At 69.4% G+C, this 25,199-nt stretch carries 21 protein-coding genes and 1 pseudogene; 3 read left to right on the top strand and 19 right to left on the bottom strand.

The genetic code is table 11. From position 1 onward, the window contains the following. Positions 1 to 105 precede the first annotated feature (105 nt). Together OCU_RS36300 and OCU_RS36295 are read right to left on the bottom strand one after the other, a co-directional pair. The gene (locus OCU_RS36300) at positions 106 to 2,433 is read right to left on the bottom strand and encodes a copper-translocating P-type ATPase (RefSeq protein ID WP_085981087.1); all 2,328 of its coding nucleotides are present in this window, start codon (positions 2,431 to 2,433) and stop codon (positions 106 to 108) included. Between the two features lie 49 nt (positions 2,434 to 2,482). Then, a complete protein-coding gene (locus OCU_RS36295; protein ID WP_019734356.1) occupies positions 2,483 to 2,794 on the bottom strand; it encodes a DUF1490 family protein in 312 nt (103 codons plus the stop codon). Positions 2,795 to 3,443: 649 nt separating this feature from the next. Here OCU_RS36295 and OCU_RS50430 point away from each other — a divergent pair. Beyond that, positions 3,444 to 4,307 carry a DUF732 domain-containing protein gene (locus tag OCU_RS50430; RefSeq protein ID WP_014379980.1) on the top strand — a complete coding sequence of 288 codons (864 nt, stop codon included), beginning with the start codon at positions 3,444 to 3,446 and terminating at the stop codon, positions 4,305 to 4,307. A 271-nt stretch (positions 4,308 to 4,578) separates the two neighbouring features. Continuing rightward, positions 4,579 to 4,986: a MerR family DNA-binding protein gene (locus OCU_RS36285; RefSeq protein ID WP_014379979.1), complete on the top strand. Its 408-nt coding sequence runs from the start codon at positions 4,579 to 4,581 to the stop codon at positions 4,984 to 4,986. A gap of 512 nt (positions 4,987 to 5,498) precedes the next feature. On the opposite strand, the gene OCU_RS51065 is transcribed toward OCU_RS36285, so the two are convergent. After that, positions 5,499 to 6,566, bottom strand: a complete 1,068-nt coding sequence (locus tag OCU_RS51065) for a hypothetical protein (protein WP_148278274.1) — start codon at positions 6,564 to 6,566, stop codon at positions 5,499 to 5,501. Between the two features lie 5 nt (positions 6,567 to 6,571). Further along, the gene (locus OCU_RS36275; RefSeq protein ID WP_038536053.1) at positions 6,572 to 7,297 is read right to left on the bottom strand and encodes a helix-turn-helix domain-containing protein; all 726 of its coding nucleotides are present in this window, start codon (positions 7,295 to 7,297) and stop codon (positions 6,572 to 6,574) included. Between the two features lie 501 nt (positions 7,298 to 7,798). Between OCU_RS36275 and OCU_RS36270 the strand changes: the two are divergent. Further along, a pseudogene (locus OCU_RS36270) lies at positions 7,799 to 8,479 on the top strand (phosphoribosyltransferase); the annotation flags it as partial. Between the two features lie 3 nt (positions 8,480 to 8,482). Here OCU_RS36270 and OCU_RS36265 read toward each other — a convergent pair. The 15 genes from OCU_RS36265 to OCU_RS36195 all read right to left on the bottom strand — a co-directional run bounded on the left by OCU_RS36265 (position 8,483) and on the right by OCU_RS36195 (position 25,161). After that, entirely contained in the window at positions 8,483 to 8,821 is a 339-nt protein-coding gene (locus tag OCU_RS36265; RefSeq protein ID WP_014379976.1) for a phage holin family protein, read from the bottom strand. 92 nt (positions 8,822 to 8,913) lie between these two features. Further along, positions 8,914 to 9,711: a DivIVA-like cell division protein Wag31 gene (wag31, locus tag OCU_RS36260; protein WP_008256153.1), complete on the bottom strand. Its 798-nt coding sequence runs from the start codon at positions 9,709 to 9,711 to the stop codon at positions 8,914 to 8,916. A 264-nt stretch (positions 9,712 to 9,975) separates the two neighbouring features. Then, complete coding sequence (locus OCU_RS36255) at positions 9,976 to 10,266, bottom strand: YggT family protein (protein WP_003878110.1); 291 nt, start codon at positions 10,264 to 10,266, stop codon at positions 9,976 to 9,978. A 165-nt stretch (positions 10,267 to 10,431) separates the two neighbouring features. Continuing rightward, entirely contained in the window at positions 10,432 to 11,076 is a 645-nt protein-coding gene (locus tag OCU_RS36250; protein WP_008256149.1) for a cell division protein SepF, read from the bottom strand. Positions 11,077 to 11,142: 66 nt separating this feature from the next. Next, positions 11,143 to 11,919: a YggS family pyridoxal phosphate-dependent enzyme gene (locus OCU_RS36245; protein WP_009956061.1), complete on the bottom strand. Its 777-nt coding sequence runs from the start codon at positions 11,917 to 11,919 to the stop codon at positions 11,143 to 11,145. A gap of 5 nt (positions 11,920 to 11,924) precedes the next feature. After that, complete coding sequence (gene pgeF, locus OCU_RS36240) at positions 11,925 to 12,632, bottom strand: peptidoglycan editing factor PgeF (protein ID WP_036458813.1); 708 nt, start codon at positions 12,630 to 12,632, stop codon at positions 11,925 to 11,927. Positions 12,633 to 12,732: 100 nt separating this feature from the next. Beyond that, the gene (ftsZ, locus tag OCU_RS36235; protein ID WP_008256146.1) at positions 12,733 to 13,890 is read right to left on the bottom strand and encodes a cell division protein FtsZ; all 1,158 of its coding nucleotides are present in this window, start codon (positions 13,888 to 13,890) and stop codon (positions 12,733 to 12,735) included. 268 nt (positions 13,891 to 14,158) lie between these two features. After that, the gene (locus OCU_RS36230) at positions 14,159 to 15,121 is read right to left on the bottom strand and encodes a cell division protein FtsQ/DivIB (RefSeq protein ID WP_041787053.1); all 963 of its coding nucleotides are present in this window, start codon (positions 15,119 to 15,121) and stop codon (positions 14,159 to 14,161) included. Continuing rightward, the gene (gene murC, locus OCU_RS36225) at positions 15,121 to 16,599 is read right to left on the bottom strand and encodes a UDP-N-acetylmuramate--L-alanine ligase (RefSeq protein WP_009955612.1); all 1,479 of its coding nucleotides are present in this window, start codon (positions 16,597 to 16,599) and stop codon (positions 15,121 to 15,123) included. The genes OCU_RS36230 and murC overlap by 1 nt, the downstream gene beginning before the upstream one ends. Then, the gene (gene murG, locus OCU_RS36220; protein ID WP_041787052.1) at positions 16,596 to 17,813 is read right to left on the bottom strand and encodes an undecaprenyldiphospho-muramoylpentapeptide beta-N-acetylglucosaminyltransferase; all 1,218 of its coding nucleotides are present in this window, start codon (positions 17,811 to 17,813) and stop codon (positions 16,596 to 16,598) included. The genes murC and murG overlap by 4 nt, the downstream gene beginning before the upstream one ends. After that, the gene (gene ftsW / locus OCU_RS36215) at positions 17,810 to 19,507 is read right to left on the bottom strand and encodes a putative lipid II flippase FtsW (RefSeq protein ID WP_014379969.1); all 1,698 of its coding nucleotides are present in this window, start codon (positions 19,505 to 19,507) and stop codon (positions 17,810 to 17,812) included. The genes murG and ftsW overlap by 4 nt, the downstream gene beginning before the upstream one ends. Positions 19,508 to 19,515: 8 nt before the next feature. Continuing rightward, the gene (gene murD / locus OCU_RS36210; RefSeq protein WP_014379968.1) at positions 19,516 to 20,973 is read right to left on the bottom strand and encodes a UDP-N-acetylmuramoyl-L-alanine--D-glutamate ligase; all 1,458 of its coding nucleotides are present in this window, start codon (positions 20,971 to 20,973) and stop codon (positions 19,516 to 19,518) included. Next, complete coding sequence (gene mraY / locus OCU_RS36205) at positions 20,973 to 22,052, bottom strand: phospho-N-acetylmuramoyl-pentapeptide-transferase (RefSeq protein WP_009956117.1); 1,080 nt, start codon at positions 22,050 to 22,052, stop codon at positions 20,973 to 20,975. Before mraY ends, murD begins: the two co-directional genes overlap by 1 nt. Further along, complete coding sequence (locus OCU_RS36200) at positions 22,049 to 23,596, bottom strand: UDP-N-acetylmuramoyl-tripeptide--D-alanyl-D-alanine ligase (protein WP_014379967.1); 1,548 nt, start codon at positions 23,594 to 23,596, stop codon at positions 22,049 to 22,051. The genes mraY and OCU_RS36200 overlap by 4 nt, the downstream gene beginning before the upstream one ends. Continuing rightward, positions 23,593 to 25,161 (bottom strand): UDP-N-acetylmuramoyl-L-alanyl-D-glutamate--2,6-diaminopimelate ligase, encoded by a 1,569-nt coding sequence (locus OCU_RS36195; RefSeq protein WP_014379966.1) that lies wholly within the window; start codon positions 25,159 to 25,161, stop codon positions 23,593 to 23,595. Before OCU_RS36195 ends, OCU_RS36200 begins: the two co-directional genes overlap by 4 nt. Positions 25,162 to 25,199 lie beyond the last annotated feature (38 nt).

Raw genomic sequence — 25,199 nt, 5'->3', positions numbered from 1 at the left:
GGACTCCTCTCCGCTGCACCGGCACCGTTGGTCGTCTCCTTTGGCTGGATTCACGATTAAGGGGTGTCATGGCCGCTGAGCTACTCGCAGTCTGCAGACCACATGTCAAGCGTCGCGGCCAAAGCGGCGAAGTCGCAGCGAGTTGGTCACCACGCTGACCGAGGAAAATCCCATCGCCGCGCCTGCGACGATCGGGTTTAGCACGCCGAGCGCGGCGAGGGGAATTGCGGCGGTGTTGTAGCCGAACGCCCAGCCGAGGTTTTGATAAATCGTGCGCAGCGTCAGCCTCGAGAGCTCGATCGAATGGACGACGCCGTCGAGCCGGCCGGACATCAGCGTGATATCGGATGCCTCGATGGCCACGTCGGTGCCGGTGCCGATCGCAATGCCCAGATCGGCCTGCACCAGGGCGGGCGCGTCGTTGACGCCGTCGCCGACCATCGCGACCACGCGGCCCTCGTCTTGGAGCCGGCGCACCTCGGTGACCTTGTCGTGCGGCAACACCTCAGCCAGCACCTGCTCGATGCCGACCTGCTTGGCGATCGCGGCCGCCGTGCGGGTGTTGTCGCCGGTGATCAATGCGACATGCAGCCCCATGGCGTGCAGTTGATGGACCACGTCGGCGGCGTCGTCTTTGACGGTGTCGGCCACGGCGAGCACACCCACAACTTCGCCGTCGCGGCCGACGAAAACCGCGGTGCGGCCTTGTTCTTCGAACTCCGTCGCCGCTGCGGCAAGGTGTTCAGGCAACTTCACGTCGTGCACATCGAGGAGCTTGCGCCGCCCGACCACCACGGGTCGGCCCTCGACCTCGGCGCGCACTCCGTGCCCCGCGAGGTTGGTGAACGCCGTAGCGGCCGGGATCTCCACCCCCCGTTCGTGTGCCCCGGCGACGATCGCCGCGCCGATGGGGTGTTCGGAGCCCGATTCGACCGCGGCGGCAATTCGCAGCACCAGATTGGGCTGACGGCGCTTGTCGGCAATCACGTCGGTGAGTCGCATCTGGGCTTGGGTGAGGGTGCCGGTCTTGTCGAACACCACGGTGTCGATCTTCTTCGAGGCTTCCAGCACCTCACCGCCCTTGACCAGGATCCCCATGTCGGCGCCGCGGCCAGTGCCGACCATGATCGCCGTGGGGGTGGCCAGGCCCAGCGCACACGGGCACGCGATGATCAGCACCGCGACCGCCGCCGTCATGCCGGCGACCGGGTTGGCGGCGAACAGCCTCCAGCCCGCAAACGTCGCCACGGCCACGCCGAGGACAGCTGGCACGAACACCGCCGAGACCCGATCGGCCAAGCGCTGCACCGGGGCCTTGCCGCCCTGGGCCTGTTCGACCAGTCGCACGATCTGCGCCAGCGCGGTGTCGGTCCCTACGGTGGTAGCGCGGATGGTCAGCAGCCCGTCGGTGTTGACGGTGGCCCCGGCAACATGGTCGCCCACCGTTTTTTCGACCGGGACGGACTCGCCGGTCAGCATCGACTCATCAACGCCGGCACGCCCGTCGACGACCTCGCCGTCGACCGGGATCTTCTCCCCCGGCCGCACCCGCAGCAGGTCTCCTACTTGCACCTGATCGATCAGCACAAGGAGCTCCTGGCCGTCGACCAGCAGCCGGGCTTCTTTGGCGCCCATCTCCAACAGCTTGCTGATGGCCTCGCGCGTCTTGCCGTGGGCTTTGGCTTCGAAATAGCGGCCCAGCACCACGAACGCGATGATCAGCGCCGAGGTGTCGAAGAACAGCGGCCCGCCAACGAGGAGCTGATAGGTGGAGTAGATGAACGCGGTCAACGTGCCGAGTGTGATCAGCGTGTCCATGTTCGCGGTTTTCTCCCGCGCCCGTTGGGCCGCCCCCAACAGGAACGGCCACCCGGCTATGAATTGGACGGGCAGCGTCGCGGCGAAGGCCAACCACCCCGCCCACGGGGACGCGGCGAAGAACATCGTCAAGCCAGACGCCAGCAGCCCCAGCGGCCAGGCCAACCAGACCCGCCGCAACCAGGCCCGAATCCCACGCTGGGCCTCCTCGCGCGGCGAGGGCTGACCCTCGGTAACCGGCGCGAGGTGATAGCCGATACCTTTCAGCGCCTCTCGTAGCCTCTCGATCTCCGGCGGAGCTTCTGACTCGTCACTGTGCAGGCCCAGCAGCATCCGCCCGATCCCGCCGACGACCTTCCCCACGATGCCGCCATTGCCGATATCAGCCGACCGCGAAACAGGCGCCGGCTCCGAAGCGGCAGGGCTGCGCTCCACCTCGGTGATCGCCGACAAGACGGCGCCGGTGTCGCATCGCTCGGGCCAATATCGGATCACAACGGATGCCGTGCGCGGATACACACGCACGGTGCGTACACCAGATAGGTTGCCGACCGTCTCCTCGATTGCGACGGCCCGGCCTTCGTCCATACGAAAGCCGTTGGTGTGTATACGCATCCGTCCTGCCGCGTCGGACGCAACGGTCGGGCCCACATCTCGCTGAGCATCAATTGTCAGCATCAGTGGTCCTAGTCTTCCGAGTCCGCCGCGGCTGGGGCGCAACTTCCTCGTCCGCCACCGCTGACAGCGGAGCTTTCTCCCCGCTGCGCTCTATCGCCTCGGCGAACATGTCGGCGGCCGTCAATCGAGCCCGCTCGGCCTTCTCCTCAGCCGTGCGCACGCCGCGAACACCACAGGCCATTGCGGAAACCGTTGCCTCCCGCCACGGAGCCTTCGCCACCACTCGGTGTAGCGCCTCATACGCGGCGAAGGTCAACACGTGGGGCGCCGCCTTCACCAAAAACCCATGCAATGCCATCTCGCACGCTCCCTTCGCAATCGTTGCCCCGGCATGGCTCACGCCTCGGCGGCGCGGGTCGCGTCAGCTGACGGGCAACCCCAAGGTAAGGGTTGTCCCTAGGGCAAGGTCAAGGGTAAGGACGCCCCGGCGCCGAGGCTGGATTTATCAAGCTCACGCGGGTCCTAGCTGGACCCCTCGCTCGTGCGCGTGCGCCGTACCGAAAGACGTTGACACACAAACTCGTACGCAATTGCAGTGCGGTTGAACGAAAGCCGACGGCCCGCAACGCGGGCGGGCGGGCGGGCGGGCGGGCGGGCGGGCGGCAAAGAATTACGGCACTGCGCCTTGACCTTGCCCTTGAGGCAATCCCTACCGTTGGAGTCACCGGCGGTGATGCCTCCACCGTAGTCACGCGAAGGAGGCGAACATAAGCTGAGCGACAACGTAATTAGGCCTCGTGGCCCCCTAGGCCACTGATGCGGCGCAGCCACCAACGCCGTAAGCAGATTCATCGATTCGCTACATAGTCCATCACTTCACACCGATCCTTCGAGCACCAGCGCCGTAGCGAAACATTCTGCGACGCAACGGCTCACGTCACAAGACCGACCACGGTATCGCCCGCCCGCGACGCCGTGGGAACCCTAGCAGAATGGAAACCCCTACCATGTTCACCGGCACCACTAGCCACGCCGGTGCCCTGGTCACCGCCATCGTGGTGCTAACCGGCGCCGCTATTCTGAGCGGCGGCGCAGCAGCGGCCGACCCAAACCAGGACGACCAGTTTCTGGCGCTGCTCGATAAAGCAGAAATCCCCGCCCTCAAGAACGTTCCGAGCCTCATCGCCACAGCCCACAAAGTCTGTCGCAAACTCGATGGCGGCATGCCGGTGGATGCCTTAGTCGACGAGATGGTGAACAACGCGTATCGCATCGACCCGCCCGAGCGCCTATACGCTCCCGGCCGCCTCGCGCGCACCGAGGCCCGATTCATTACCGCAGCAGTGGAGATCTACTGCCCGTACCACCGGGGCAAGATAGCTTCCATCATGGCTAATCGCGCGCAGGGATCGAGGCAACCGACGCACCGGGTCGCCGCGTACGCGCATAACACAGTCACCTCAGGAAGCGATCTGCGGGACACGCCGCCGGGGTTGGACATGACCAATATGCCGGCGGGCCGCACAATGCTCGCCTCACTGATCGGAGCGGTTCCCGCGGGGGATCCCCTCCTACCGAACCCGCCGCAGATTCCGGCGCCACCGCCCCCGACGGCGCATATCCTGGCACCGCCCCCGCCGATAGCCGCACCGCCGCCACCAAAACAATCGCCGCCGCAACCGCAGCAGCCGCCGCAACCGCAAGAGGTGGAGCCCCCTGCTGATGCTCCTCCGGGGGGCCCTGCCGGCGGCGGTGGCAACGGCGGTGGCGGCATCGGCGGCGGAGGCAGTGGTGGCAACGCCGGTGGCGGTCCGGTGGAGCCGTCGCCGGCGCGACCCATGCCTCCGGGCTTTGTCAGGCTCGCACCGTGAGAGGCTGCCGCGGCGTACCCTTGACCTTGCCCCTGGGGCAAGCCCTACCGTTGGAGTCACCGTCGACGTTGCCCTTCGCGGCGGAGCGCGGCGTCGCCGGACCACTCTTGCAATTCAGCTGGAATAGGAGGAAGGGGAAACGGACTCGTCGGCACCGCGCCCCTAACGACCAATGAGTGAGGCACCTGCATCCGGGACTCGCACGGCTACGCTTGAACCTCGCAGCTGGGAAGGGTCATCGATAGCCGCCGCCGTCCGTGAACGGACCCTAGTGACGCACACCATCGGTGACGCCGCCAAGGCCATTGGCGTGTCGGCCAAGGCCATCCGGATCTGGGAAGCCAAGGGCCTGCTGCCGCCTGCTGAGCGCACCCAAGCCGGCTACCGGCTGTTCAGCGACCACGACATCGCGATCCTGCGGTTCATTCTTCGGGCCCGGACCCTCGGCCTGACGTTGTCGGAGATCAAAGACGTCCTCGACCTGCATCGCCACGGCACGGCGCCCTGTGAGCAGGTCACCGCCCTCCTCGACAAGCACATTCGCGACATCGACCGCGCCATCGCCAACCTACGCGCCCTACGCACCACGCTGACCACTGCGCTACAAACCGCCCGCAGCGATCAACGCCGCGGACGCGCTGCCACCGTCTGCCGCATCATTGAATCCCCAACGGCATAACGGGTCACCGTCTCACTCCTATCCCGCGCGACACGTGACCGACAAGCATCCACTGAAGATACCGTTCGGTGTTCGGTATATACCGAACACCGAAAACGCGTGCGAGCCAAACCCCGCCGCGACACCTCGTGCCTCGTAGGTCGAACGTCGAGTTCGACACGCGAGGCTTTTTTGTGCCCAAAATCTGCCGGTGGTACCCAAGGATCGGCAGTTGCCTCCAACATCCTCGGCGTCTCGGGACGCGCCATGCTGGAGTCGTTGATCGTCGGGAACAACGACCCCGCACACTGGCCGATCTGGCCAAACGCCGGCTGCGCTCCTAGATCCCGGCATTGACCGAAGCGTTGACCGGTCGGTTCACCGAACATCATGGGTTCTCGGCCCGGGTCACCTGGATTTGGTCGACCAGCACACGGCAGCGATTAACGAGATCACCATCCGGATCGAGAAGGGCGACGAATCATTCTGTCCGCTACACAGCATTCGCTGGCCCGCGGACCCGTACGCGAGGTCTATCCAGTCGGCTCGGCCAGACGTTTCAGGAACTCATGGACCGCTTCAGGATCCTCAGCCGCACGCAACAGGCGATGACCGGCGGGAAGGTCACGCAACACACGTCGGACTGCGCGGCGGTCATCGGGGCGCGCCTGGCTAATCACCGCTCGCGGATCAAACAGCGCCAATCCGGCCAGCGCAATCAGGTCCTGCGCGTGTCGTTCGGGATCGCGACTATCCACCATCCGCGCGTGGGCTTTCGCGACCAGGGCGCCCAGCAAAGTTGGACGGCGGACATGGCCGACCCGCCCACCGATGTTCACCGGCAACCGTTCGGCCCGTGTGAGCGCCTGGTTGCCGCCGTCGGCCGACAGACCGGGGCGTCCTGATGCCGTTGTCGGGTAACGGTCTTGGCGATCGAGGCCCTCAGGCAGCATCACGTCGATAGCAGTCTTGCCACGGGTGAACCGATACCCGTAGCCGTCGCCAGTCTTTGCTTCATCGAATCCTTTGCCCGTCAGGTAGAGCGCTGTCGTGCGCAAGGCATCACGGAAGGTCCATACCCCGACGATGACATCCCCGTCGTCGGTGGGCCGGTGCACGGTAATGCCATGTTCGGCCAGGTGCAGCGCTGTCATCTGGCCGCCCACAAGGACCCACGGTGGCGGATCGGTCTCCTCAAAATCCAGCAGTGTCGACCACATCGCCGCCTGGTGCAAGGGCATGTCGGGCAGCAGCACCTGTTCACGGTCAACGGTCGGAATTCTCTCCGGGACGCCACGCAGGATCGCGTCCCAAGCTTGCAGATCGCCGTAGCTAAGAGCCGCCACATCGTCGGCGGCCAGCCCGCGCAGCGCACCGATATGCCGGTCTCGCTCAGCCTTGTCCAAGGCGGGCGCCAACCCAACACGAGTGCAGAGCCGGTTCACCGCACGGTCGATGTCCCCACGGCCGGCCACGGTATGGTCGGGCGCGGATTCGACAATCCCGCAAAACATTTCGGTAGCACCGTCCACCGTTTGGCCTGTGATAGCAGCCAAGGCCGCCACCGCAGTCGCGTTGCATATGCCGATCGTGTTCCCCACCAAATTCACCCTTTACGTGGCGCGTGCACGGCGCGCAGTGCGTGGCTCACGAGGGCACAGCCGGCCGCCCGGGTGCGCGTGTCGGTGTCTTCTGCGAGATCGACGCCGGCGATTAGCCGCGGCGCCACCTTGTTCTCAAACACCGCATCGGACAACCGGGAACCCGTAGTCCGCAACGTGAGATTGCCTCGCACACTGTCGATCAGAATGAAATCCTTCACGAGCTTGCGATGAACACGCTCATCCACATACGCGTCGGCGAAACCGCCGCTACCCAGCCCGAGATCGTAGGCCTCGACGGCGCTGATCCCGGTGGCCAAGACACCATCAGCGCCGAGCAGCTCCGCGATATCGCGTTCACCAATCCTGTAGCGACACACCGACAGCGCACGCCGCGCCAACCACCGCTGAACCTGCGCGCAGGTGTTTCTACCCTCAACGTCGACACCCGCTAGGCGATGCCGCAACCGGGTCCGTTCGTTCGAACCCAGCCCATCTCGCCTACTGTCGCACAGAGCGGCCGCCGCCCACGCGATACGCGGCGCGAACGGACGTCCAGTCGCCCCCGCGACCGTCAACTCGTACTGGCGATCGAGACTGTCGACATCGACGAGCCACTGACTACCAGCCCGGGTGGCGGTCAATGCTCCAGCAGCGATCAGAGCGCGTACCCTGGACGGGTTCACGCCTAGGCGCTCCGCGGCTTGGGCCGCGGTGACCATATCCGACATTCACACAACTATAGCGATACCAATATAGTTGTGCATATAACCACAGTCCACAGACCTGGCAGTGCCCCGATCGGCGGCTCACACGGCGAACGAACGTGCGAGCAACCGCCGCCCTTTACGTCGTCGGCGTGTCACACCCCCTTCCGCCAGCTCCAGCGTGCGGTCAACCGCGGGACGGCATTTGACCGGGTCAACGACTCAACTCAAAGACCTCAACTCGTGTCGCACGTGGCCAAGTCCCCCCTCGGACACACGACTGAGGCGAGCGAAATGAATGCTCGCATTCATTTCCGAGCCGATGGAGTGTGTTGAGCGGCGAAGCCGCGAACACACCTACGCTGCGGCCCACCTGAGCGTGTTGAGCGGCGAAGCCGCGAACACACCTACGCTGCTACGGTCGCACACACCCAATCACCTTCCCGCGCAACCGTATTGGGCCTGCGCCGGCAATCCAACCGAGCACACACTTCGCGCCTGGGCATTCACACGTAGGCTGGTAGGCGACCCATGAATCGACCGAACGGCTTTCTCCGGCGAACGGCGACGCGCAACTTCCGTGACCGCCGCGAGGCCGGTCGCGCGCTGGCCGAGGAACTGACGTCCTACCGTGGGCGCGACGTGCTGGTGTTCGGGCTGGCGCGCGGCGGCGTGCCGGTGGCCTGGGAGATCGCCGCGGCCCTGGGCGCCCCCTTGGACGTGTTCCTGGTGCGCAAGCTCGGGGTGCCGAACTGGTCGGAGCTGGCGATGGGCGCCCTGGCCAGCGGTGGCGGCCTGGTGATGAACGACGACGTCGTGGCCAGCTTGCGCGTCACCGATGAGCAGGTGCGCGAGGTGATCGACAGCGAGACCACCGAACTGCTCCGGCGCGAGCACGCCTACCGGGGCGGCCGGCCGATCGCCGACCCGCGCGACCGGGTCGTGATCCTGGCCGACGACGGGATCGCCACCGGCGCCAGCATGTTGGCCGCCGTGCGAGCGGTGCGCGCCGCGGGGCCGGAATCAATCACCGTCGCGGTCCCGGTGGGGCCGGAGTCCGCCTGCCGCGACCTGGCGCGGGAGGCCGATGACGTGGTGTGCGCGACGATGCCGCCCGGATTCGAAGCCGTCGGGCAGGTCTACGACGATTTTCATCAGGTCAGCGACGACGAGGTGCGCGAACTGCTCGCCACGCCGACGGCCTGAGCGTTACTTGGCGGACTCGTCGCCGCGGCCCTCGGCCGCGACGCTGGATTCCCCCGTCGGCTCGGGCCCGTCGGTGACCGCCTCCGCTTCGCCCTCGGCGGAAGCCTCCTCGGGATAGTCCACGTAGTCGTCCTCGTCGGGACGGGCCTCACCCGCATCCTGGTCTTCGGCACCACCGGGCTCGCGGTGCTGGCGCTCGCGCAAGGCGTCGAGGATCAACAGGACCACACCCACCACGCTGGCGGCGATGCACAGCCAGGCGACCAGCTCGTTGCTCGTGACGACGGCGAACACCAACGCGACGAGCCCGATCAGGGCCAATACCAGCGCAATGACGAGCATCGGGCATCCTCCAGGCGACGAGCGGGACTGCGGTGTTCAGGACCTAGTGTGCCAACCCCGAGCTCGGCGAGCGTCCGGCACAGCTGAAAACGCTAGTTGTTGCCCCGGTTGAATTGGTCGAACCCGCCGGCATCGGCGCTGGAGTCCACGGGGGCCGCCGACCCGCGCTGGCCGAGTTCCTCGAGCTGAGACTCCAGGTAGGTCTTGAGCCGGGTCCGGTATTCGCGCTCGAAGGTGCGGAGCTGTTCGAGGCGACCCTCCAGGACCGTGCGCTGCTGGTTGATGGTGCCCATGATCTCGGAATGCTTGCGTTCGGCGTCGGCCTGCAGGGCGTCGGCCTTCTCCTGGGCCTGGCGCAACTGGGTCTCCGAGCGGGTCTGCGCGTCCGCCAACATCGCGTCGGCGCGCTGCCGGGCCTCGGCGACCGTGGTCTCGGCGGTGCTGCGGGCCTCGCTGAGGATCTGGTCGGCGTTGGCGCGGGCGTCGGACAGCATCTTCTCCGACTCGGCCTGCGCGGTGCTGGTGAGCCGGTCGGCGGTGTCCTGGGCCAGGCTCAGCACCCGAGCGGCCTTCATGGCCTGTTCCTCGTTGTTGACCGCGGCGGCCGGCGCAGCCGCGGCCTTGACGGGCTCGGGCTCGGGCTCGCGGACCGGAATGGCCTGCGTGGGCGCGGCGGCCGCGGCCGGGGCGGCGGCCCCGCCGCCGGAGGCCAGCTCCTGGTCGAGCTCTTCAATCCGTTGGCGCAGATCGCTGTTCTCTTCGATGAGTCGCGTCAGCTCGGCTTCCACCAGATCGAGGAAGGCATCCACCTCGTCTTCGTTGTAGCCCCGCTTGCCGATCGGTGGCTTACTGAACGCCACATTGTGGACGTCGGCTGGTGTAAGCGGCATTGTTTCGTCCCCTCAAGTTCCTGTCGAACGTTCTGGAAAGTGTAGAACGCAGTGGTAGCCGTGGTGCAACTGCCGTCCATCCTGTCACACCAGGCGCGACGGTTGCTGATTAGCCCAATAAATAAGAGCCAATTTCAAACATTGAGGCCAATAAAATCCGAAACCTTAGAAATTTTAAATCGCGGGAACCAAACCGACGCTAAAACGTGTCCGAACCGTCTCCGGGGGCGGCGCCGGGGCCTCAGGCGGCGGGCCGGAACGGGGTCACGCCGCGGCGCCGAACGCCAGCTGCATCCCGATGAACGCGACCAGTAACAGCACCATGATCGACAGGTCGAAGCGGACCGCTCCGATGGTGAGTTGGGGGATCAGCCGGCGCAGCAGTTTCACCGGCGGATCGGTGATCGACATGATGATCTCCAGCACCACCACGGTGATCCCGGTGGGATGCCAGTCCCGGCTGAACGAGCGGATGAACTCAACGACGACCCGAGCGATGAGCAGCAGCCAGAAGATGAACAGCGCAAACCCAAGGATCTGAAAGAACAACACCAACTGAAGTGCCCCGACCTTATCGATGAGATGCCAAGCGCCGCGGACGTGCGCGGCGCCTGCCAGCCTACCGACTCCGGGTCAGCGGCCCCACCTCACGTGGTCTCGGGACTCGTTCAACCGTTCGAGGGTGCGGTCAGCTCTCGCTGCCGAGCGCGGCGGGTGCGCCTATTGGTAAGCGTAGAAACCGGTTTCGGCGATCCGGCGACGCTCCTCCGGGGACACGTCGACGTCGGCGGGCGACAACAGGAACACCTTGGTCGCCACCTTGTCGAAGGAACCGCGCAGCGCGAAGGCCAGGCCGGCCGCGAAGTCGACGAGCCGCTTGGCGTCGGCGTTGTCCATCGACACCAGGTCCATGATGACCGGGGTGCCGTCGCGGAAGCGCTCGCCGATGGTGCGGGCCTCGCTGTAGTCCTTGGGCCGCAGCGTGGTGATCTTCGACAGCGGGTGGCCCTCTTCGAACATCATCGCCATCCGGCGGGGGTCCATCGCCAGCGCGCCGCGGGTGGAGTTGCGCAACCACGAGCCGAAGCGCGGCCCGCCCCGCTCGGCCCGGTCGAATTCGCGGGGGTGCACGGAGCCGTAGCGGGGTTCGTCGGCGTAGCCGCCGCGGTAGCCGGCGGGCGGCGGGTAGTCGGCGGGCTCGCGACGCGGGTCCTCGTAGTCGTCGCCGTCGTAGCGGCCGTAGCCGTCATCAAATCGGGGGCGCGGGAAACCGCGGGACGGCGCGCGGTCATCGTAATACTCGTCCTCGTAGTCGTCCATTGGGGCCATACCGAAATAGGCCTTGACTTTGTGCAGTGTGCTCATTGCGTTGACCCTTCTAGCCCCTGGGATTCCTGGTGTTAGTGATAAAGCTGTTACTGCAGTGACTACTTACGGTGACGGTAACCTCCGACGGCCCAATAGGGCGGTACCGACACGCACACATGTCGATCCGTGTTTGACCGCGATTTCGAAGTCGTTGGACATGCCGGCGGAGAGCCCGACCGCGTTCCGGTGCGACTCCAGGACCCGCCGATGTTCCGATTGCAGCCGGTCAAAGGCCTCGTCGGGATCGGAGTCCAGCGGCGGGATGGCCATCAACCCGGCCAGGTCGAGATTGGACGCCTCCTCGACCTGGGCGCACATCTGGTCGACGGCCCCCGGCCGGGAAATGTCCACACCGCCGCGGGACTCGTCGCCGTCGAGGCTGACCTGGACGTAGATCCGCATCGGGTCGGTGCGGCGCCCTTCGGCCAGCGCCGCCGCCACCCCCCGGTCGAGGGCGGTCACCAGCTGGGTGCTGTCGACCGAGTGCGCGGTGTGGGCCCAACAGGCCACCGACCGAGCCTTGTTCCGTTGGATATGACCCACCATGTGCCAGCGCGGATTTCCCACGTTCGCCCGTTCGGGAGCCGCCAGGAGCCGAGTGACTTCGGCCACTTTTGCGGTCGCTTCCTGGTCCCGCGATTCGCCGACGGCCCGGCACCCCAATCGGGACAAAGTCACGACGTCGATTGCTGGAAAATATTTGGTAATCGGCAAAACCTCGATTTCCGCGGCATTGCGGCCCGCGGCTTGTGCTGCCGCGGCAAGGCGGGAGCGCACCGCCGCCAATGCGTGGGTCAATTCCGATTCGCGATCTCCCCCATTGGACATGTCCACCGCCATCGCGGTCACTCCATCCAGACCAGCGAGGCCAGCCGGCCGGTGGGCGCCTCCCGGCGATGACTGAACAACGTCGGGTCGGCGACCGTGCACCGCGGATCGATATCGATCGCGGTGACGCCCAAACCCTTGAGCTGGCAAGCGATTCCGGCCCGCAGGTCAAGCCCGGGGGTTCCGGCACCGGTGATGGTGCGACTGCCCGGCAGCGCAGCTTCGACCTCGTCGGCCATCGCCTCCGGCACCTCGTAGTTGTGGCCGCTGACCGCCGGACCCAGCAGGGCCGAGATGTCGTCGGGCTGCGCCCCCAGCTCGAGCATCGCCTCCACCGTGCGCGCCACCACGCCGCGCTGGGCACCGACCCGGCCGGCGTGCACCGCCGCGGCCACCCCCGCGCGCGCATCGGCCATCAACACCGGAACGCAGTCGGCGGTCACCACCGCCAGCGCCAGTCGCGCCGTGCGGGTCACCAGCGCGTCGGTGTCCTCCACGGCGGCCTCGCGTGGCCCGTCCACCACCTCGACCCGATCGCCGTGGACCTGGTTCATCCACACCACGCGGCCGGGGCGCAGACCGACGGCGGCGGCCAACCGGGCCCGGTTCTCGGCGACCGCGGCCGGGTCATCGCCGACGTGGTCGCCCAGATTGAAGGTGTCGAAGGGCGGCTTCGAGACACCACCGGCGCGGGTGGTGGTCACCCGTCGGACGCGAACGCTCACGTGATCAGTATCCGGAAGTTGTTGCCTGCCAGGCTGCATCGACGTAGGGCCACTATCTTTCGAGGCCGGTTTGTCGCGCAGTGGCAAGCAAATCGAGACCTCAGCGGCGCATGAACGGCGGCACGTCGACGTCGTCGTCATCGCCACCGATATTCAAGGTCGAACCGTTCGTGTGCACCGGCACGCTGACCGCGTCGACCGGTTCGAACAACGTCGAGGTGAGCTTGCCGGCCTTTGCCGACTCGATGCGGTGCGCGCCGACTTTCTCTTCCTTGTCGGCATTGCCGCCGATGACGGGTTTGCGGCCGGGGCCGGTGGCATCGAAGCCCGCCGCGATGACGGTGACGCGCACCTCGTCGCCCAGCGAGTCGTCGATGACGGTACCGAAGATGATGTTGGCGTCCTGGTGCGCGGCGTCCTGCACCAGCGAGGCCGCCTCGTTGATCTCGAAGAGCCCGAGGTCGCTGCCACCGGCGATCGACATCAGCACGCCCTGCGCACCCTCCATCGACGCCTCCAGCAGCGGCGAGTTGATGGCGATCTCGGCGGCCTTGAGCGAGCGGCCCTCGCCGCGCGCCGAGCCGATGCCCATCAGCGCGGTGCCGGCGCCGGACATGATGCCCTTGACGTCGGCGAAGTCGACGTTGATCAGACCCGGGGTGGTGATCAGGTCGGTGATGCCCTGGACACCGTTGAGCAGCACCTCGTCGGCGCTGCGGAAGGCGTCCATGAGTGACACCGCGGCGTCGCCCATCTGCAGCAGCCGGTCGTTGGGGATCACGATCAGGGTGTCGCAGCTCTCGCGCAGCGCCGCGATGCCGCTTTCGGCCTGGTTGCCGCGCCGCTTGCCCTCGAACGAGAACGGGCGGGTGACCACACCCACGGTGAGCGCGCCCAACTTGCGGGCGATGCTGGCGACGACGGGAGCCCCGCCGGTGCCGGTCCCGCCGCCCTCGCCGGCGGTGACGAACACCATGTCCGCCCCGCGCAGCAGCTCCTCGATCTCGTCCTTGGCGTCCTCGGCGGCCCTGCGCCCGACCTCCGGGTCGGCGCCGGCGCCCAGGCCACGGGTGGAGTCGCGCCCGACGTCGAGTTTGACGTCGGCGTCGCTCATCAACAGCGCCTGCGCGTCGGTGTTGATCGCGATGAACTCGACGCCTTTGAGGCCCTGTTCGATCATTCGGTTGACGGCGTTGACGCCGCCGCCACCGATACCCACGACCTTGATCACGGCCAGGTAGTTGTGCGGGGGGGTCATCATTCGTCTTCCTCCCTGATGGGCTCGGCTCTCCCGGTGGTGGGCTCCTCCGGACGGTGGCGGTCCTCCCTGGCAAACCCTCAACCTCAACCATAGAGTTAGAGTTATGTCAAGTAGTTCCGCGCAACCAGAACGGTATGGGCATGGCGCGCGCGAACCCCGCAGGCGCGCCGACGCGCGTCCCGCAAATTTTGGGCATTCTTCCGCGGCTGAGCGGGCGTGAGCGCTGTTCGGCGGCGCCGCGGCGCGCGCGACGTGACGAAGATCGCTACTTGACCGTCGGCAGGTCCGGGCTGGACACGTCGTAGGTCTTGCCGGGCTGGGTCAACAGCGCGGACAGCTTCTCGGCCTTCTCGTCCGTGCGGTCGGTGGTCCCCCAGATCACCACCCGGCCGTCGCCGAGTGTGAGCGTGATCGAGGCCACCGAGGGCGCCGCGACCCGGCCGACCTGGTCGGCGACCTCGGGACGCAGCGCGGTGAGCACCTGCAGGGCGGCCTTGGTGGCCGGGTCGTTGGGCCCGGGGTCGGCGACATCGAGGTAGGGCAGCGCCGGTGGCGGCGGTCCGGTCGCAAAGTCCACGCCGTCCCGGTCGAACAGGTGTGGCCCGTCGGGAAAATCCTTGACCGCCACCGGGACTCGCTCGACGATGGTGATCCGCAGCGCGGACGGGTACTGGCGCTGCACGCGCGCGCTGGCCACTCGGCGGATCGCCGCCACCCGGTCGGCGACCTGGCTGGTGTTGATCTGCAGCAGCGGCGTTCCGAGCCGCACCTGAGCCGCATCCAGGACCTCTTCGCGGGTCACCACCCCGGTCCCGACGACGACGATGTTGCGGGCCGACATCGCCGGCGTGAAATAGAGGACCAATGCCAGGCCGATGCCGACGATCACCAGCAGGATGGTGACCAACAGCATCTTGAGCCCTCGAACAACGCCGCGCGCAACGGGTTTGGGCTCGTGGACCGGCCGCCCGGTGGCCCTGCGCTTGGCCTCCCGGCGCGCCTCTTCGATGGCCATGGCGCGGGCCTGGGCGGCGCGTCGTTCGGCGCGCTCCCGGCGGGCGCGCCGGCGCGGCCCCTCGACCTCGGCCGGATCGGGCTGTTGATCGGATGCCGTCGGCTCGGTGCCCGTGCCGGTGACCAGCGGTTCGGTGGCGGCGTCGTCCGGGACCGGGTCGTCGGCCTGGCCGGCCCCGCCGCCCGGCGTGCCCGGGTCGAGCGGCTGGGTCATCACAGCGCTCCCGGCGCGCCGCGGTTGGCCCGCGCCCGCAGCGCCGTGACGATCTCGGGTCCCAGCAGGGTCACGTCGCCGGCCCCCATGGTGACGATGACGTCGCCGGGCCCGGCGACCGCGGCCACCTGCTCGGCGGCGGCGGAGAAGTTCGGCAGGTAGCGCACCGGGACGCTGACGTGCTCGGCGACGCTGGCACCACTGACGCCGGCCAGCGGTTGTTCGCGCGCGCCGTAGACGTCGAGGACGAAGACCTCGTCGGCGGCGTCCAGCGCGTGACCGAACTCCTCGGCGAAAGCCTTTGTCCGCGAATACAAATGGGGCTGGAACACCGCGATGCTGCGGCCGTCGCCGCTCTGCTCGAGCAGGGTTCGGACCGCCGCCAGCGTGGCGACGATCTCGGTGGGGTGATGGGCGTAGTCGTCGAACACGCGCACCGGCTGCCCGTTGCCCGCGGTGCCGACCAGTTCGAATCGGCGCCGCACCCCCTCGAAGCCCGCCAACCCGTCCAGCACCGCGTCGACGGGGGCGCCGATCTCGAGGGCCGCCAGCAGCGCGCCCATCGCGTTGAGCGCCATGTGGCGTCCGGGCACCGACAGCCGCATCACCCGCGGGCGTTGCTCGGGGTCCAGGTCGGGCGCCAGCTGGATCTGGGCGACCGCCTCGGTGCCCTGCTGCTGCCACGACAACAGGGTGGCGGCCAGGGGTTCACCGGGTAACGAGGCCCCGGATCCGTAGCGCAGCACCCGGATTCCCAGTTCGGCCGTACGTCGGGCCAGCGCCGCGGCCCCGGGGTCATCGACGCAGACCACCAGCGCCCCGCCGGGGGCCAGCCGGTCCACGAACGCGTCGAACACGTCGACGTAGGCGCCGGCGCTGCCGTAGAAGTCCAGGTGGTCGGTCTCGATGTTGGTGACGACGGCGACGTTGGGCGTGTACTCGAGTAGAGACCCGTCGCTTTCGTCGGCCTCGGCGACGAAGCAGTCGCCGCTGCCGTGGTGCGCGTTGGTCCCGGCCTCCCCCATCTCGCCGCCGACCGCGAACGACGGGTCGCGTCCGCAGTGTTGCAGCGCCACGATCAGCATCGACGTCGTCGTCGTCTTGCCGTGCGTGCCGGTGACCATCAGCGTGGTGCGCCCGTCCATCAGCTTGGCCAACACGGCGGGCCGCAGGATCACCGGGATGCCGCGCCGCCGGGCCTCGACGAGCTCGGGGTTGGTTTTCGGGATGGCGGCGTGGGTGGTGATGACGGCGGTGGCGCCGCCGGGCAACAGGTCCAGCGACGACGCGTCGTGCCCGATGTTGATCTGCGCGCCGCGGGCCCGCAGGGCATGGATGCCGCGCGACTCCTTGGCGTCGGAGCCGGAGACCAGCCCGCCGCGGTCGAGCAGGATGCGGGCGATGCCCGACATGCCGGCTCCCCCGATGCCGACCATGTGCACCCGCTGCAGCTCCGGCGGCAGCTGCTCGGTGGTCATGGCTTCCCTCCGGCCGACAAGCGGCCGAGCTGCGCCTTCCTGGCGATGTCCAGCGCCGCCTGGGCCACCTGGCGGGCCGCGTCGGGGTGTCCCACGCGCGCGGCGGCCGTCGTCATCGCCGCCAGCCGTGGCGGGTCGCCCACCAGGGCGGCCACCTCCCGAGCGACCAGCCCGGGGGTCAGGTCGGCGTCGGCGACCACCATGCCGCCGCCGGCGTTGACCACCGGTAGTGCGTTGAGCCGCTGCTCGCCGTTGCCGATCGGCAGGGGCACGTAGATCGCCGGCAGGCCCACCGCCGAGACCTCGGCGACCGTCATCGCCCCGGACCGGCAGATCACCAGGTCGGCGGCGGCGTAGGCCAGGTCCATCCGGTCGAGGTAGGGCACCGCCACGTACGGCGGGTCGCCCGGCAGTGGTTCGCGCAGGTCGAGCGTGTTCTTGGGGCCGTGCGCGTGCAGCACCGCCACGCCCGCGGCGGCCAGCCCGGCGGCCGCCCCGGCGACGGCGCGGTTCAGCGAGGCCGCCCCCTGCGAGCCGCCGAACACCAGCAGCACCCGGGCGTCGTCGGCGAAGCCGAAGTGTCGGCGCGCTTCGGCGCGCAGCGCCGCGCGGTCCAGCGAGGTGATGGCTTCGCGCACCGGCACCCCGACGACCTCGGCGCCCGGCAGGCCGCAGTCGGGCACCGCGGAGAGCACCCGCTCGGCGCTGCGGGCGCCGACCCGGTTGGCCAGCCCGGCGCTGGCGTTGGCCTCGTGGATCACCACCGGAACCCGGGATCTGCGCGGCGAGACACCACGCGCTGCGAGATAGGCCGGCAGCGCCACGTATCCGCCGAAGCCGATCACGACGTCGGCGTCGACCGACCGCAGCACGGCGCGGGTTTCCCGGACGGCCCGCCACACCCGCGAGGGCAGCCGGGCCAGGTCACCGCTGGGCTTGCGGGGCAGCGGCACCGGCGTGATCAGCTCGAGGTCGTAGCCGCGCGCGGGCACCAGCCTGGTCTCCAGCCCCCGCGCCGTGCCCAGTGCGGTGATCCGGACCTTGGGATCCAGCGCGCGCAGCGCGTCGGCGACGGCCATCGCCGGTTCGACGTGCCCGGCCGTTCCCCCGCCGGCCAGCACGACCGACAAGGGCCTAAAAGCCGACAACGCGGCACCGGCGGGCAGAGGGTCTGCCCCCCGCCCGCCGGTCGGCTCGTTGACCGTGTCGTTCACCCGTAACGCTGACCTTCCAATGCGCGTGTGCGCCGTTGCTGGCGCCGGCCGGCGGCCTGATTGGCTCCCAGGGTCGCATAGCGCTGGCCAGATCCATGATGCCCCGCCCGTGAGCGGGGGTTACCCGCAGACCGGCGGACCGGGCGGCCGGCCGCCCGCGGGGGCGCCCCGCGCAGCGGCGCCTCGCCGTTGCGGGGCGCCTTGCGCCCGGGCGACCCGGCGCCCTTGCGCGGCGCGGCGCCCGATTGCGGGCGCGACCGCTTGCGGTCGCGGAACGCCTCCAGGCGCGTGGGCGAATAGGGCTCGGGCAGCGGCAGCCGCAGCAGCCGGTTCACCTTGTCGTCGCGGCCGGCCCGCAGCGCGGCCACCGCCTCGGGTTCGTGACGGGCCGCGTTGGCCATGATCCCGATCATGAAAAGCGTTGCCGCCGTGGAGGTTCCACCGGCGGAGATGAGCGGCAGCTGGATGCCCGTCACCGGGAGGATCCCGATCACGTAGCCGATGTTGATGAACGCCTGACCCAGGACCCACATCGTCGTGGTGGCGGTCAGCAGCCGCAGGAACGGATCGGCCGACCGGCGGGCGATCCGCATCCCGGTGTAGGCGAACAGCCCGAACAGGACCAGCAACCCGAAGGCGCCGATGAAACCGAGCTCCTCGCCGATGATCGCGAAGATGAAGTCGTTGTGGGCGTTGGGCAGGTAGTTCCACTTGGCGGTGCCCTGGCCTAGGCCGTCGCCGAAGATGCCGCCGTGGGCCAGCGCGAATTTCGCCTGCCGGGCCTGGTAGCCGGTGTCCTGCGGGTCGTTCTCGGGATTGATCCAGGACCGCACCCGGTCGGACCGGTAGCCGGCCGACATCGCCAGGATCGCCCCGGCCATGAAGACCGCGAGCAGCGAGGTGGCGAAGACGCGCAGCGGCAGGCCGGCGTACCAGAGCAGGGCGAGCAGGATGATGCCCAGCGACACGGTCTGCCCGAGGTCGGGCTGCGCGACGATCAGCGCCAGCGCGATCACCGCCGCAGGCACCAGCGGGATGAGCAGTTCGCGCAGGCTGGCGCGCTCGAGTCGGCGGGCCGCCAGCATGTGCGCGCCCCAGATGGCGAAGGCGATCTTGGCCAGCTCGGAGGGCTGCATGGAGAAGCCCGCGACCACGAACCACTTGCGGGAGCCGTTGGCCAGGTTGCCGATGCCGGGAACGAGGACCAGGACCAGCAGGATCACGGTGACGACGTAGCCGGTGAAGGCGACGCGGCGGATGAACCGCACCGACATCCGCAGCGAGGTGTAGCAGGCGATGAGGCCGATCACCGTCCACAGGACTTGCTTGCCGAAGATGATCCAGGCCGACCCGTCGGCGTCGTAGGACCGCACCCCCGATGCCGAGAGCACCATGATCAGGCCGAGCGTCGTCAGCAGGCCGGCGATGGCGATGATCAGGTGAAACGAGGTCATCGGGCGGCCGAGCCAGGCACCGAACCGGTTGGGTGAACCGCCATCGCCACCGGCGGCCTTGTCCTTTTTCGCCTTGGGCGCCTTCGCGGCCTTGGCGGGCTCGTCGGCCTTGTCGCCGTCGTCCGCGGCCGCGTCGGTGACCTCGGCCGTCGCGTCCGCGTCCTCCGCCGGCCCCGGCTCGGTCGCGGTTCCGCTGGTCGCTTTGCCCCGGCCCAGCAGCCGGGTCAGTGCGTTACCCACGCCCCGCCCTACCGGATCGCCGCGCGCACGGCGGCCGCGAACGCGTCGCCCCGGTCGGCATACCCGGCGAACTGGTCGAACGATGCGCCCGCCGGTGCCAGCAGGACAGTGTCACCGGGTGCGGCCAGGCCACGAGCCGCGGCGACCGCCGCGGTCATGACGGCGGCGCCGAGATCTCCACCCGAATGTTTCACTTCTGTCACATCTGCACCAAGAACCACTGCAGTCGCATCCATATCAGCATCCTCGCCTGTCACAACGTGGAGGACGGGGACATCCGGCGCGTGTCGCGATAACGCCTCTGCAACCTCTTGCCGATCTCGGCCGATGAGCACCGCCCCGACCAGCCGCGACGCGATCCTGGCGACCTCGGCGTCGACCGAGGCGCCCTTCAGCAGGCCGCCGGCGATCCAGACGACCCGGGGGTAGGCGAGCACGGACGCCTCGGCGGCGTGAGGATTGGTGGCCTTGGAGTCGTCGACATAGGTGACGCCCTCGGCGACGGCCACCACCTCGGCCCGGTGCCGCCCGACCCGGAAGTCCGCGAGCGCGGACGCGATCGCCTCGGCCGGCACCCCGACGCTGCGGGCCAGCGCGGCGGCGGCGAGCGCGTCGAGCACGCCGACGGGGCCCGGCACCGGTATCGAGTCGACGGGCGCCAGCGTCAGGTCGTCGGCGAACGCGCGGTCGATCAGGTGTCCGTCGCGCACGCCGAGCTCCCCCGGGCCCGGTTCGCCCAGCCGAAAGCCGGCCCGCACCGGCGCCCGCGCCGTGCTCAGCAGTGCCGCGGCCCGGGCGTCGTCCAGCCCGACGACGGCCACCCGGCCGTCGAGCACCCGGGCCTTGGCCGCGGCGTAGTCGGCCAGGGTGCCGTGCCAGTCCAGGTGGTCTTCGGCGATGTTGAGCACCGCGCCGCCCTCGGGCCGCAGCGACGGCGCCCAGTGCAGCTGGAAGCTGGACAACTCGACGGCCAGCAGCTCGGCGGGTTGGTCCAGCACGTCGAGCACCGGGCTGCCGATGTTGCCGCACAACAGGTTTGGAAGCCCGGCCGCGGTGAGCATGGCGTGCAGCATCGATGTCGTCGTGGTCTTGCCGTTGGTCCCGGTCACCACCAGCCAGCGCCGCGGCGGGCCGTAGTGGCCGGCCGCGTCCAGCCGCCAGGCCAGCTCCACATCGCCCCAGACGGGCACGCCCGCCGCCGCGGCGGCGACCAGCAGCGGCGTGGTCGGCGAGAAGCCGGGGCTGGTCACCACCAGGGCGTAGCGGGAGACCTGCTCGGCGGCCACCGATGTCGGCGCGGTCGCCACCCCCGCATCGGCGTACCCGCGCAGGGTGGCCGGGTCGTCGTCGCACAGGGTGGGCACCGCGCCGAAGCGGCTCAGGGCCGCCAGCACCGCCCTGCCCGTCACCCCGCCGCCGGCCACCAGCACCGGGGCGCCCGGCGCCAAGGGGTCAAGCCCACTCATCAGGCACCGATCGCGGCCAGCCACTCACCGTAGAAAAGGGCCACGCCCAGCCCGCAGGCGATCGCGGTGAGCAACCAGAACCGGATGATGACCGTGGTCTCGGCCCAGCCGGCCAATTCGAAGTGGTGGTGGAACGGCGCCATCCGGAACACCCGGCGCCCGGTGGTGCGGAAAGTCAGGATTTGCAACACCACCGAGCTGACCTCGGCGACGAACAGCGAACCCAGCACGACGGCGAGGATCTCGGTGCGGCTGGTGACCGAGATGCCGGCGATGATGCCGCCCAGCGCCAGCGATCCGGTGTCGCCCATGAAGATCTTGGCGGGCGCGGCGTTCCACCACAGAAAGCCGATGCAGGCGCCCGCGGTGGCGGCCGCGACGATCGCCAGGTCGAGCGGATCGCGCACGTTGTAGCAACCCAACCCGGGCGCGGTGACGCACGCGTTGCGGTACTGCCAGAACGTGATCAGCACGTAGGCCGCGGTGACCATCGCCATGCTGCCGGCGGCGAGTCCGTCCAGGCCGTCGGTGAAGTTGACGGCGTTGGACCAGGCGCTGACGACGACCACGCAGAACAACACGAACAGCGCCGGGGCCAGGGCGACGGTGGCGATCTCGCGCACGTAGGACAGGTCCGCGCTGGCCGGGGTCAGGCCGTTGGCGTTGCGGAATTCCAGCACCAGCACGCCGAACAGCACCGCGGCGGCGACCTGCCCGACGGTTTTGGCCGTCTTGTTCAGCCCGAGATTGCGCGACCGGCGGATCTTGATCAGGTCGTCGAGAAAGCCGACGCCGCCGAGCACCGTGGCCAGGCCCAGCACCAGCAGACCCGACGCGGAGACGCCCTCGCCGTCGAACGCCAGCCCGGCCAGGTGGGTCCCCAGGTAACCGGCCCAGATGCCGGCCAGGATCGCCACGCCACCCATCGACGGCGTGCCGCGTTTGGCGTGGTGGGTCGGCGGGCCGTCGTCGCGGGTGTGGTGGCCGAATCCCTGCCGGGTGAACAGCCGGATCAGCGCCGGGGTCAACAGGATCGACACGGTCAGCGCGACGGCGACGGCGATGAGGATCTGTCTCACGGGCGGGCACCGCCCTGCGAGCCTTGTGATACCAGGGCGTCGGCCAGCGCCCCCAGCCCGGCCGCGTTGGAGGCCTTGACCAGCACGACGTCGCCGGGTTGCAGCTCGGCCCGCAGCAACGCCAGGGCGGCCTCGCCGTCGGCCACGTTGACGGCCCCCTTATCGGCCGAGCCCCACGAACCCTCCATGACCGCTCCGTGGTGCATGGCGCTCATCGACCTCCCACTTCCCACGACAACGAGTCGAGACACATCTAAGCGCACGGCCAGCCGGCCGATGCGATCATGCTCGGCGATCGCGTCCTCGCCGAGTTCGGCCATCTCACCGAGCACCGCCCAACTCCTGCGCTTTTCGGCCGGCCGGTCCCCCCCGCCGTGGGCGATCCAGGCCAACGCCTGCAGCCCGGCGCGCATCGAATCGGGGTTGGCGTTGTAGGCGTCGTCGATCACGGTGACGCCGTCGGCGCGCGTGGTGACGTGCATCCGGTGCCGTGAGACGGGGCCGGCGCCGGCGAGTGCGGCCGCCACCTGGTCGACGTCGGCGCCGCATTCCAGCGCGACCGCGGCGGCGCACAGCGCGTTGGTGACCTGGTGGTCGCCGTAGACGCCGAGCCGGACCTGCGCCTGCGCGGTCCCGGAGGCGTCGCGGTGGTGCAGCGTGAAGCATGGCCTGGCCACCTCGTCGAGCGAGACGGGCCCGGCCCACAGCTGGCTGGGGCCCGCGCTGGTGTTCTCGGCGCGGCTGACCCGCACCACCCGGGCCGCGGTCACGCCCGCCATGGCCGCCACCGCCGGGTCGTCGGCATTGAGGATCACCACCCCGGATGCCGGAACAGATTGGGGCAGTTCGGATTTCGTCTGAGCGATGGCCTCGCGCGAGCCGAACTCGCCCAGGTGCGCGGTGCCGACGTTGAGGACGACGCCGATCGCCGGCGGGGCGATCTCGGCCAGCGCGGCGATGTTGCCCGGGTGGCGCGCCGACATCTCAAGGACCAGGAAGTCGGTCTCGGGCGTCGCGCGCAACACGGTCCACGGATGCCCCAGCTCGTTGTTGAACGACCCGGGCGGGGCGACCACCTCGCCGAGCGGTTTCAGCACGGCGGCCACCAGGTCCTTGGTCGACGTCTTCCCCGACGATCCGGTGATCCCGACGATCCTGAGCCCGCCGGCGACCAGTTCGGCGGCCACCACCTGGGCCAGCTTGGCCAGCGCCGCGAGCACCGCCGCGCCCGAGCCGTCCGGGTCGTGCTCGAGCACCCCGGCCCGCGATCCCGACGCGCCCGCGGGGGCGACGACGACGGCGGGAACACCGACCGGCCGGGCGGCCAGCACCGCCACCGCGCCGGCGGCGATCGCCGCGCCCGCGTGGTCGTGGCCGTCCGAGCGCGCGCCCGGCAGCGCCAGGAACAGTCCCCCGGGTCCGACGGCGCGCGAGTCGAATTCCACCGTCCCGGTGACGCGGCGTCGCGCGGCGTCCTGCGGCGAGATGTCGGCCAGGGTGCCGCCGACGATGTCGGCGATCTCGGCGACGGTCAACTCGATCATCGCGGTGCCCCGTTCAGGTCCCGCAGCGCCTGCGCCAGCTCGACCCGGTCGTCGAAGGGGCGGGTGTGCCCGCCGGCGCTCTGGCCGGTTTCGTGGCCCTTGCCGGCGATCAGCACGACGTCGCCCGGGCCCGCCCAGGCGACGGCGTGCCTGATCGCGTCGCGGCGGTCGGCGATCTCGACAATGTCTGCCGCACAACCGCTTTCGGTCGCCCCGGCGAGGATTTCGCGACGAATCGACGCCGGGTCCTCACCGCGCGGGTTGTCGTCGGTGACGACGACCAGATCGGCCAGCTCGGCCGCCGTCGCGCCCATCGGCGCCCGTTTGCCCGGGTCGCGTTCGCCGCCGGCGCCGAACACCACGGCCAGCCGGCGATCCGGACGCGCCAGCGTGGTCAGCACCGCGCGCAACGCGCCCGGTTTGTGGGCGTAGTCGACCAGCGCCAGGAAGTCCTGGCCGGCGTCGATCTCCTCCATGCGTCCCGGCACGCGGGCCTGTAGCAGGCCCGTCGACGCCTGCTCCGGGGACACCCCGACCGCGTCCAGAATAGCCAGTGCGACAAGGCAATTGGCGACATTGTAATGGCCGGGCAGCCGAACACCCAGCTGATGGCGCGCCCCGGCGGGATCGATGGCGGTGAACCGTTGTCCCGCGGCGCCCATCGGGGCCACGTCGGTGGCGCGCCAGTGGGCGGGCCGGCCCTCGGCGCTGACGGTGATCGCGTCGCCGGCGCGGGCGGCCATGGCGCGCCCGGCGTCGTCGTCGACGCAGACCACGACGCGCCGGGCCCGCAGCGGGGAGCTCGGGTCGAAGAGCATCGCCTTGGCCTCGAAGTAGTCGGCCATCGTCGGGTGGAAGTCGAGGTGGTCGCGGGACAGGTTGGTGAAACCGCCCACCGCGAACCGGGTTCCGTCCACGCGGCCCAGCGTCAGGGCGTGACTGGAGACCTCCATGACGACGGTGTCCACCCCCTGTTCGGCCATCGCCGCCAGCATTGCCTGCAGGGCGGGGGCCTCCGGGGTGGTCAGCGCGCTGGGAATGTCGGCGCCGTCGATGCGGATCCCGATGGTGCCGATCAGCCCGGCGGTGTGGCCGGCGGCGCGCAGTGCGGACTCGATGAGATACGTCGTGGTGGTCTTGCCGGACGTGCCGGTGACGCCGACGACCGTCACCCGCTCGGACGGGTTCCCGTACACCGTGGCGGCCAGCCCGCCGAGCACACCGCGGGGGTCCGGGTGAACGAGGACCGGCACGGATTGCCCTAGGGCGCCCATCTCGGCGACCCCGCCGGCGTCGGTGAGCACGGCGACCGCGCCGCGTTCGATCGCGTCGCCGGCGTAACGCGCGCCGTGGGTGGTGGAACCGGGCAGCGCGGCGAACAGATCGCCGGGCCGCACCTCCTGGGCGCGCAGCGTGACCCCGGTGACCGGCAGGTTCGGGACGGCCCGATCGCCGGCCGGCGCGGCTCCGATGTCAGCCGCCAACGCCGGCAAGCGCACGCCCGCTGCGGCGCTGGGCCGCAGCGCACTGGGCACCGACACCCCGTCACCACCTCCGTCAGCCATGATCGGCCATGACACCCTACCTAGGAGCACCGGCCGAC

This window comes from Mycobacterium intracellulare ATCC 13950 (assembly GCF_000277125.1).
Classification (GTDB): Bacteria; Actinomycetota; Actinomycetes; order Mycobacteriales; family Mycobacteriaceae; genus Mycobacterium; species Mycobacterium intracellulare.
The sequence above is the reverse complement of the archived record's forward strand: the minus strand, read 5'-3'. Positions and strand labels throughout refer to the sequence as shown.

What these genes read in the sequence shown, in the direction of transcription:
- OCU_RS36300 (WP_085981087.1), bottom strand. Translation starts at nt 2,433, where the DNA reads ATGCGTATACACACCAACGGCTTTCGTATGGACGAAGGCCGGGCCGTC.
- OCU_RS36295 (WP_019734356.1), bottom strand. Translation starts at nt 2,794, where the DNA reads ATGGCATTGCATGGGTTTTTGGTGAAGGCGGCGCCCCACGTGTTGACC.
- OCU_RS50430 (WP_014379980.1), top strand. Translation starts at nt 3,444, where the DNA reads ATGTTCACCGGCACCACTAGCCACGCCGGTGCCCTGGTCACCGCCATC.
- OCU_RS36275 (WP_038536053.1), bottom strand. Translation starts at nt 7,297, where the DNA reads ATGTCGGATATGGTCACCGCGGCCCAAGCCGCGGAGCGCCTAGGCGTG.
- OCU_RS36265 (WP_014379976.1), bottom strand. Translation starts at nt 8,821, where the DNA reads ATGCTCGTCATTGCGCTGGTATTGGCCCTGATCGGGCTCGTCGCGTTG.
- wag31 (WP_008256153.1), bottom strand. Translation starts at nt 9,711, where the DNA reads ATGCCGCTTACACCAGCCGACGTCCACAATGTGGCGTTCAGTAAGCCA.
- OCU_RS36250 (WP_008256149.1), bottom strand. Translation starts at nt 11,076, where the DNA reads ATGAGCACACTGCACAAAGTCAAGGCCTATTTCGGTATGGCCCCAATG.
- OCU_RS36245 (WP_009956061.1), bottom strand. Translation starts at nt 11,919, where the DNA reads ATGGCGGTGGACATGTCCAATGGGGGAGATCGCGAATCGGAATTGACC.
- ftsZ (WP_008256146.1), bottom strand. Translation starts at nt 13,890, where the DNA reads ATGACCCCCCCGCACAACTACCTGGCCGTGATCAAGGTCGTGGGTATC.
- OCU_RS36230 (WP_041787053.1), bottom strand. Translation starts at nt 15,121, where the DNA reads ATGACCCAGCCGCTCGACCCGGGCACGCCGGGCGGCGGGGCCGGCCAG.
- murC (WP_009955612.1), bottom strand. Translation starts at nt 16,599, where the DNA reads ATGACCACCGAGCAGCTGCCGCCGGAGCTGCAGCGGGTGCACATGGTC.
- murD (WP_014379968.1), bottom strand. Translation starts at nt 20,973, where the DNA reads ATGAGTGGGCTTGACCCCTTGGCGCCGGGCGCCCCGGTGCTGGTGGCC.
- OCU_RS36200 (WP_014379967.1), bottom strand. Translation starts at nt 23,596, where the DNA reads ATGATCGAGTTGACCGTCGCCGAGATCGCCGACATCGTCGGCGGCACC.
- OCU_RS36195 (WP_014379966.1), bottom strand. Translation starts at nt 25,161, where the DNA reads ATGGCTGACGGAGGTGGTGACGGGGTGTCGGTGCCCAGTGCGCTGCGG.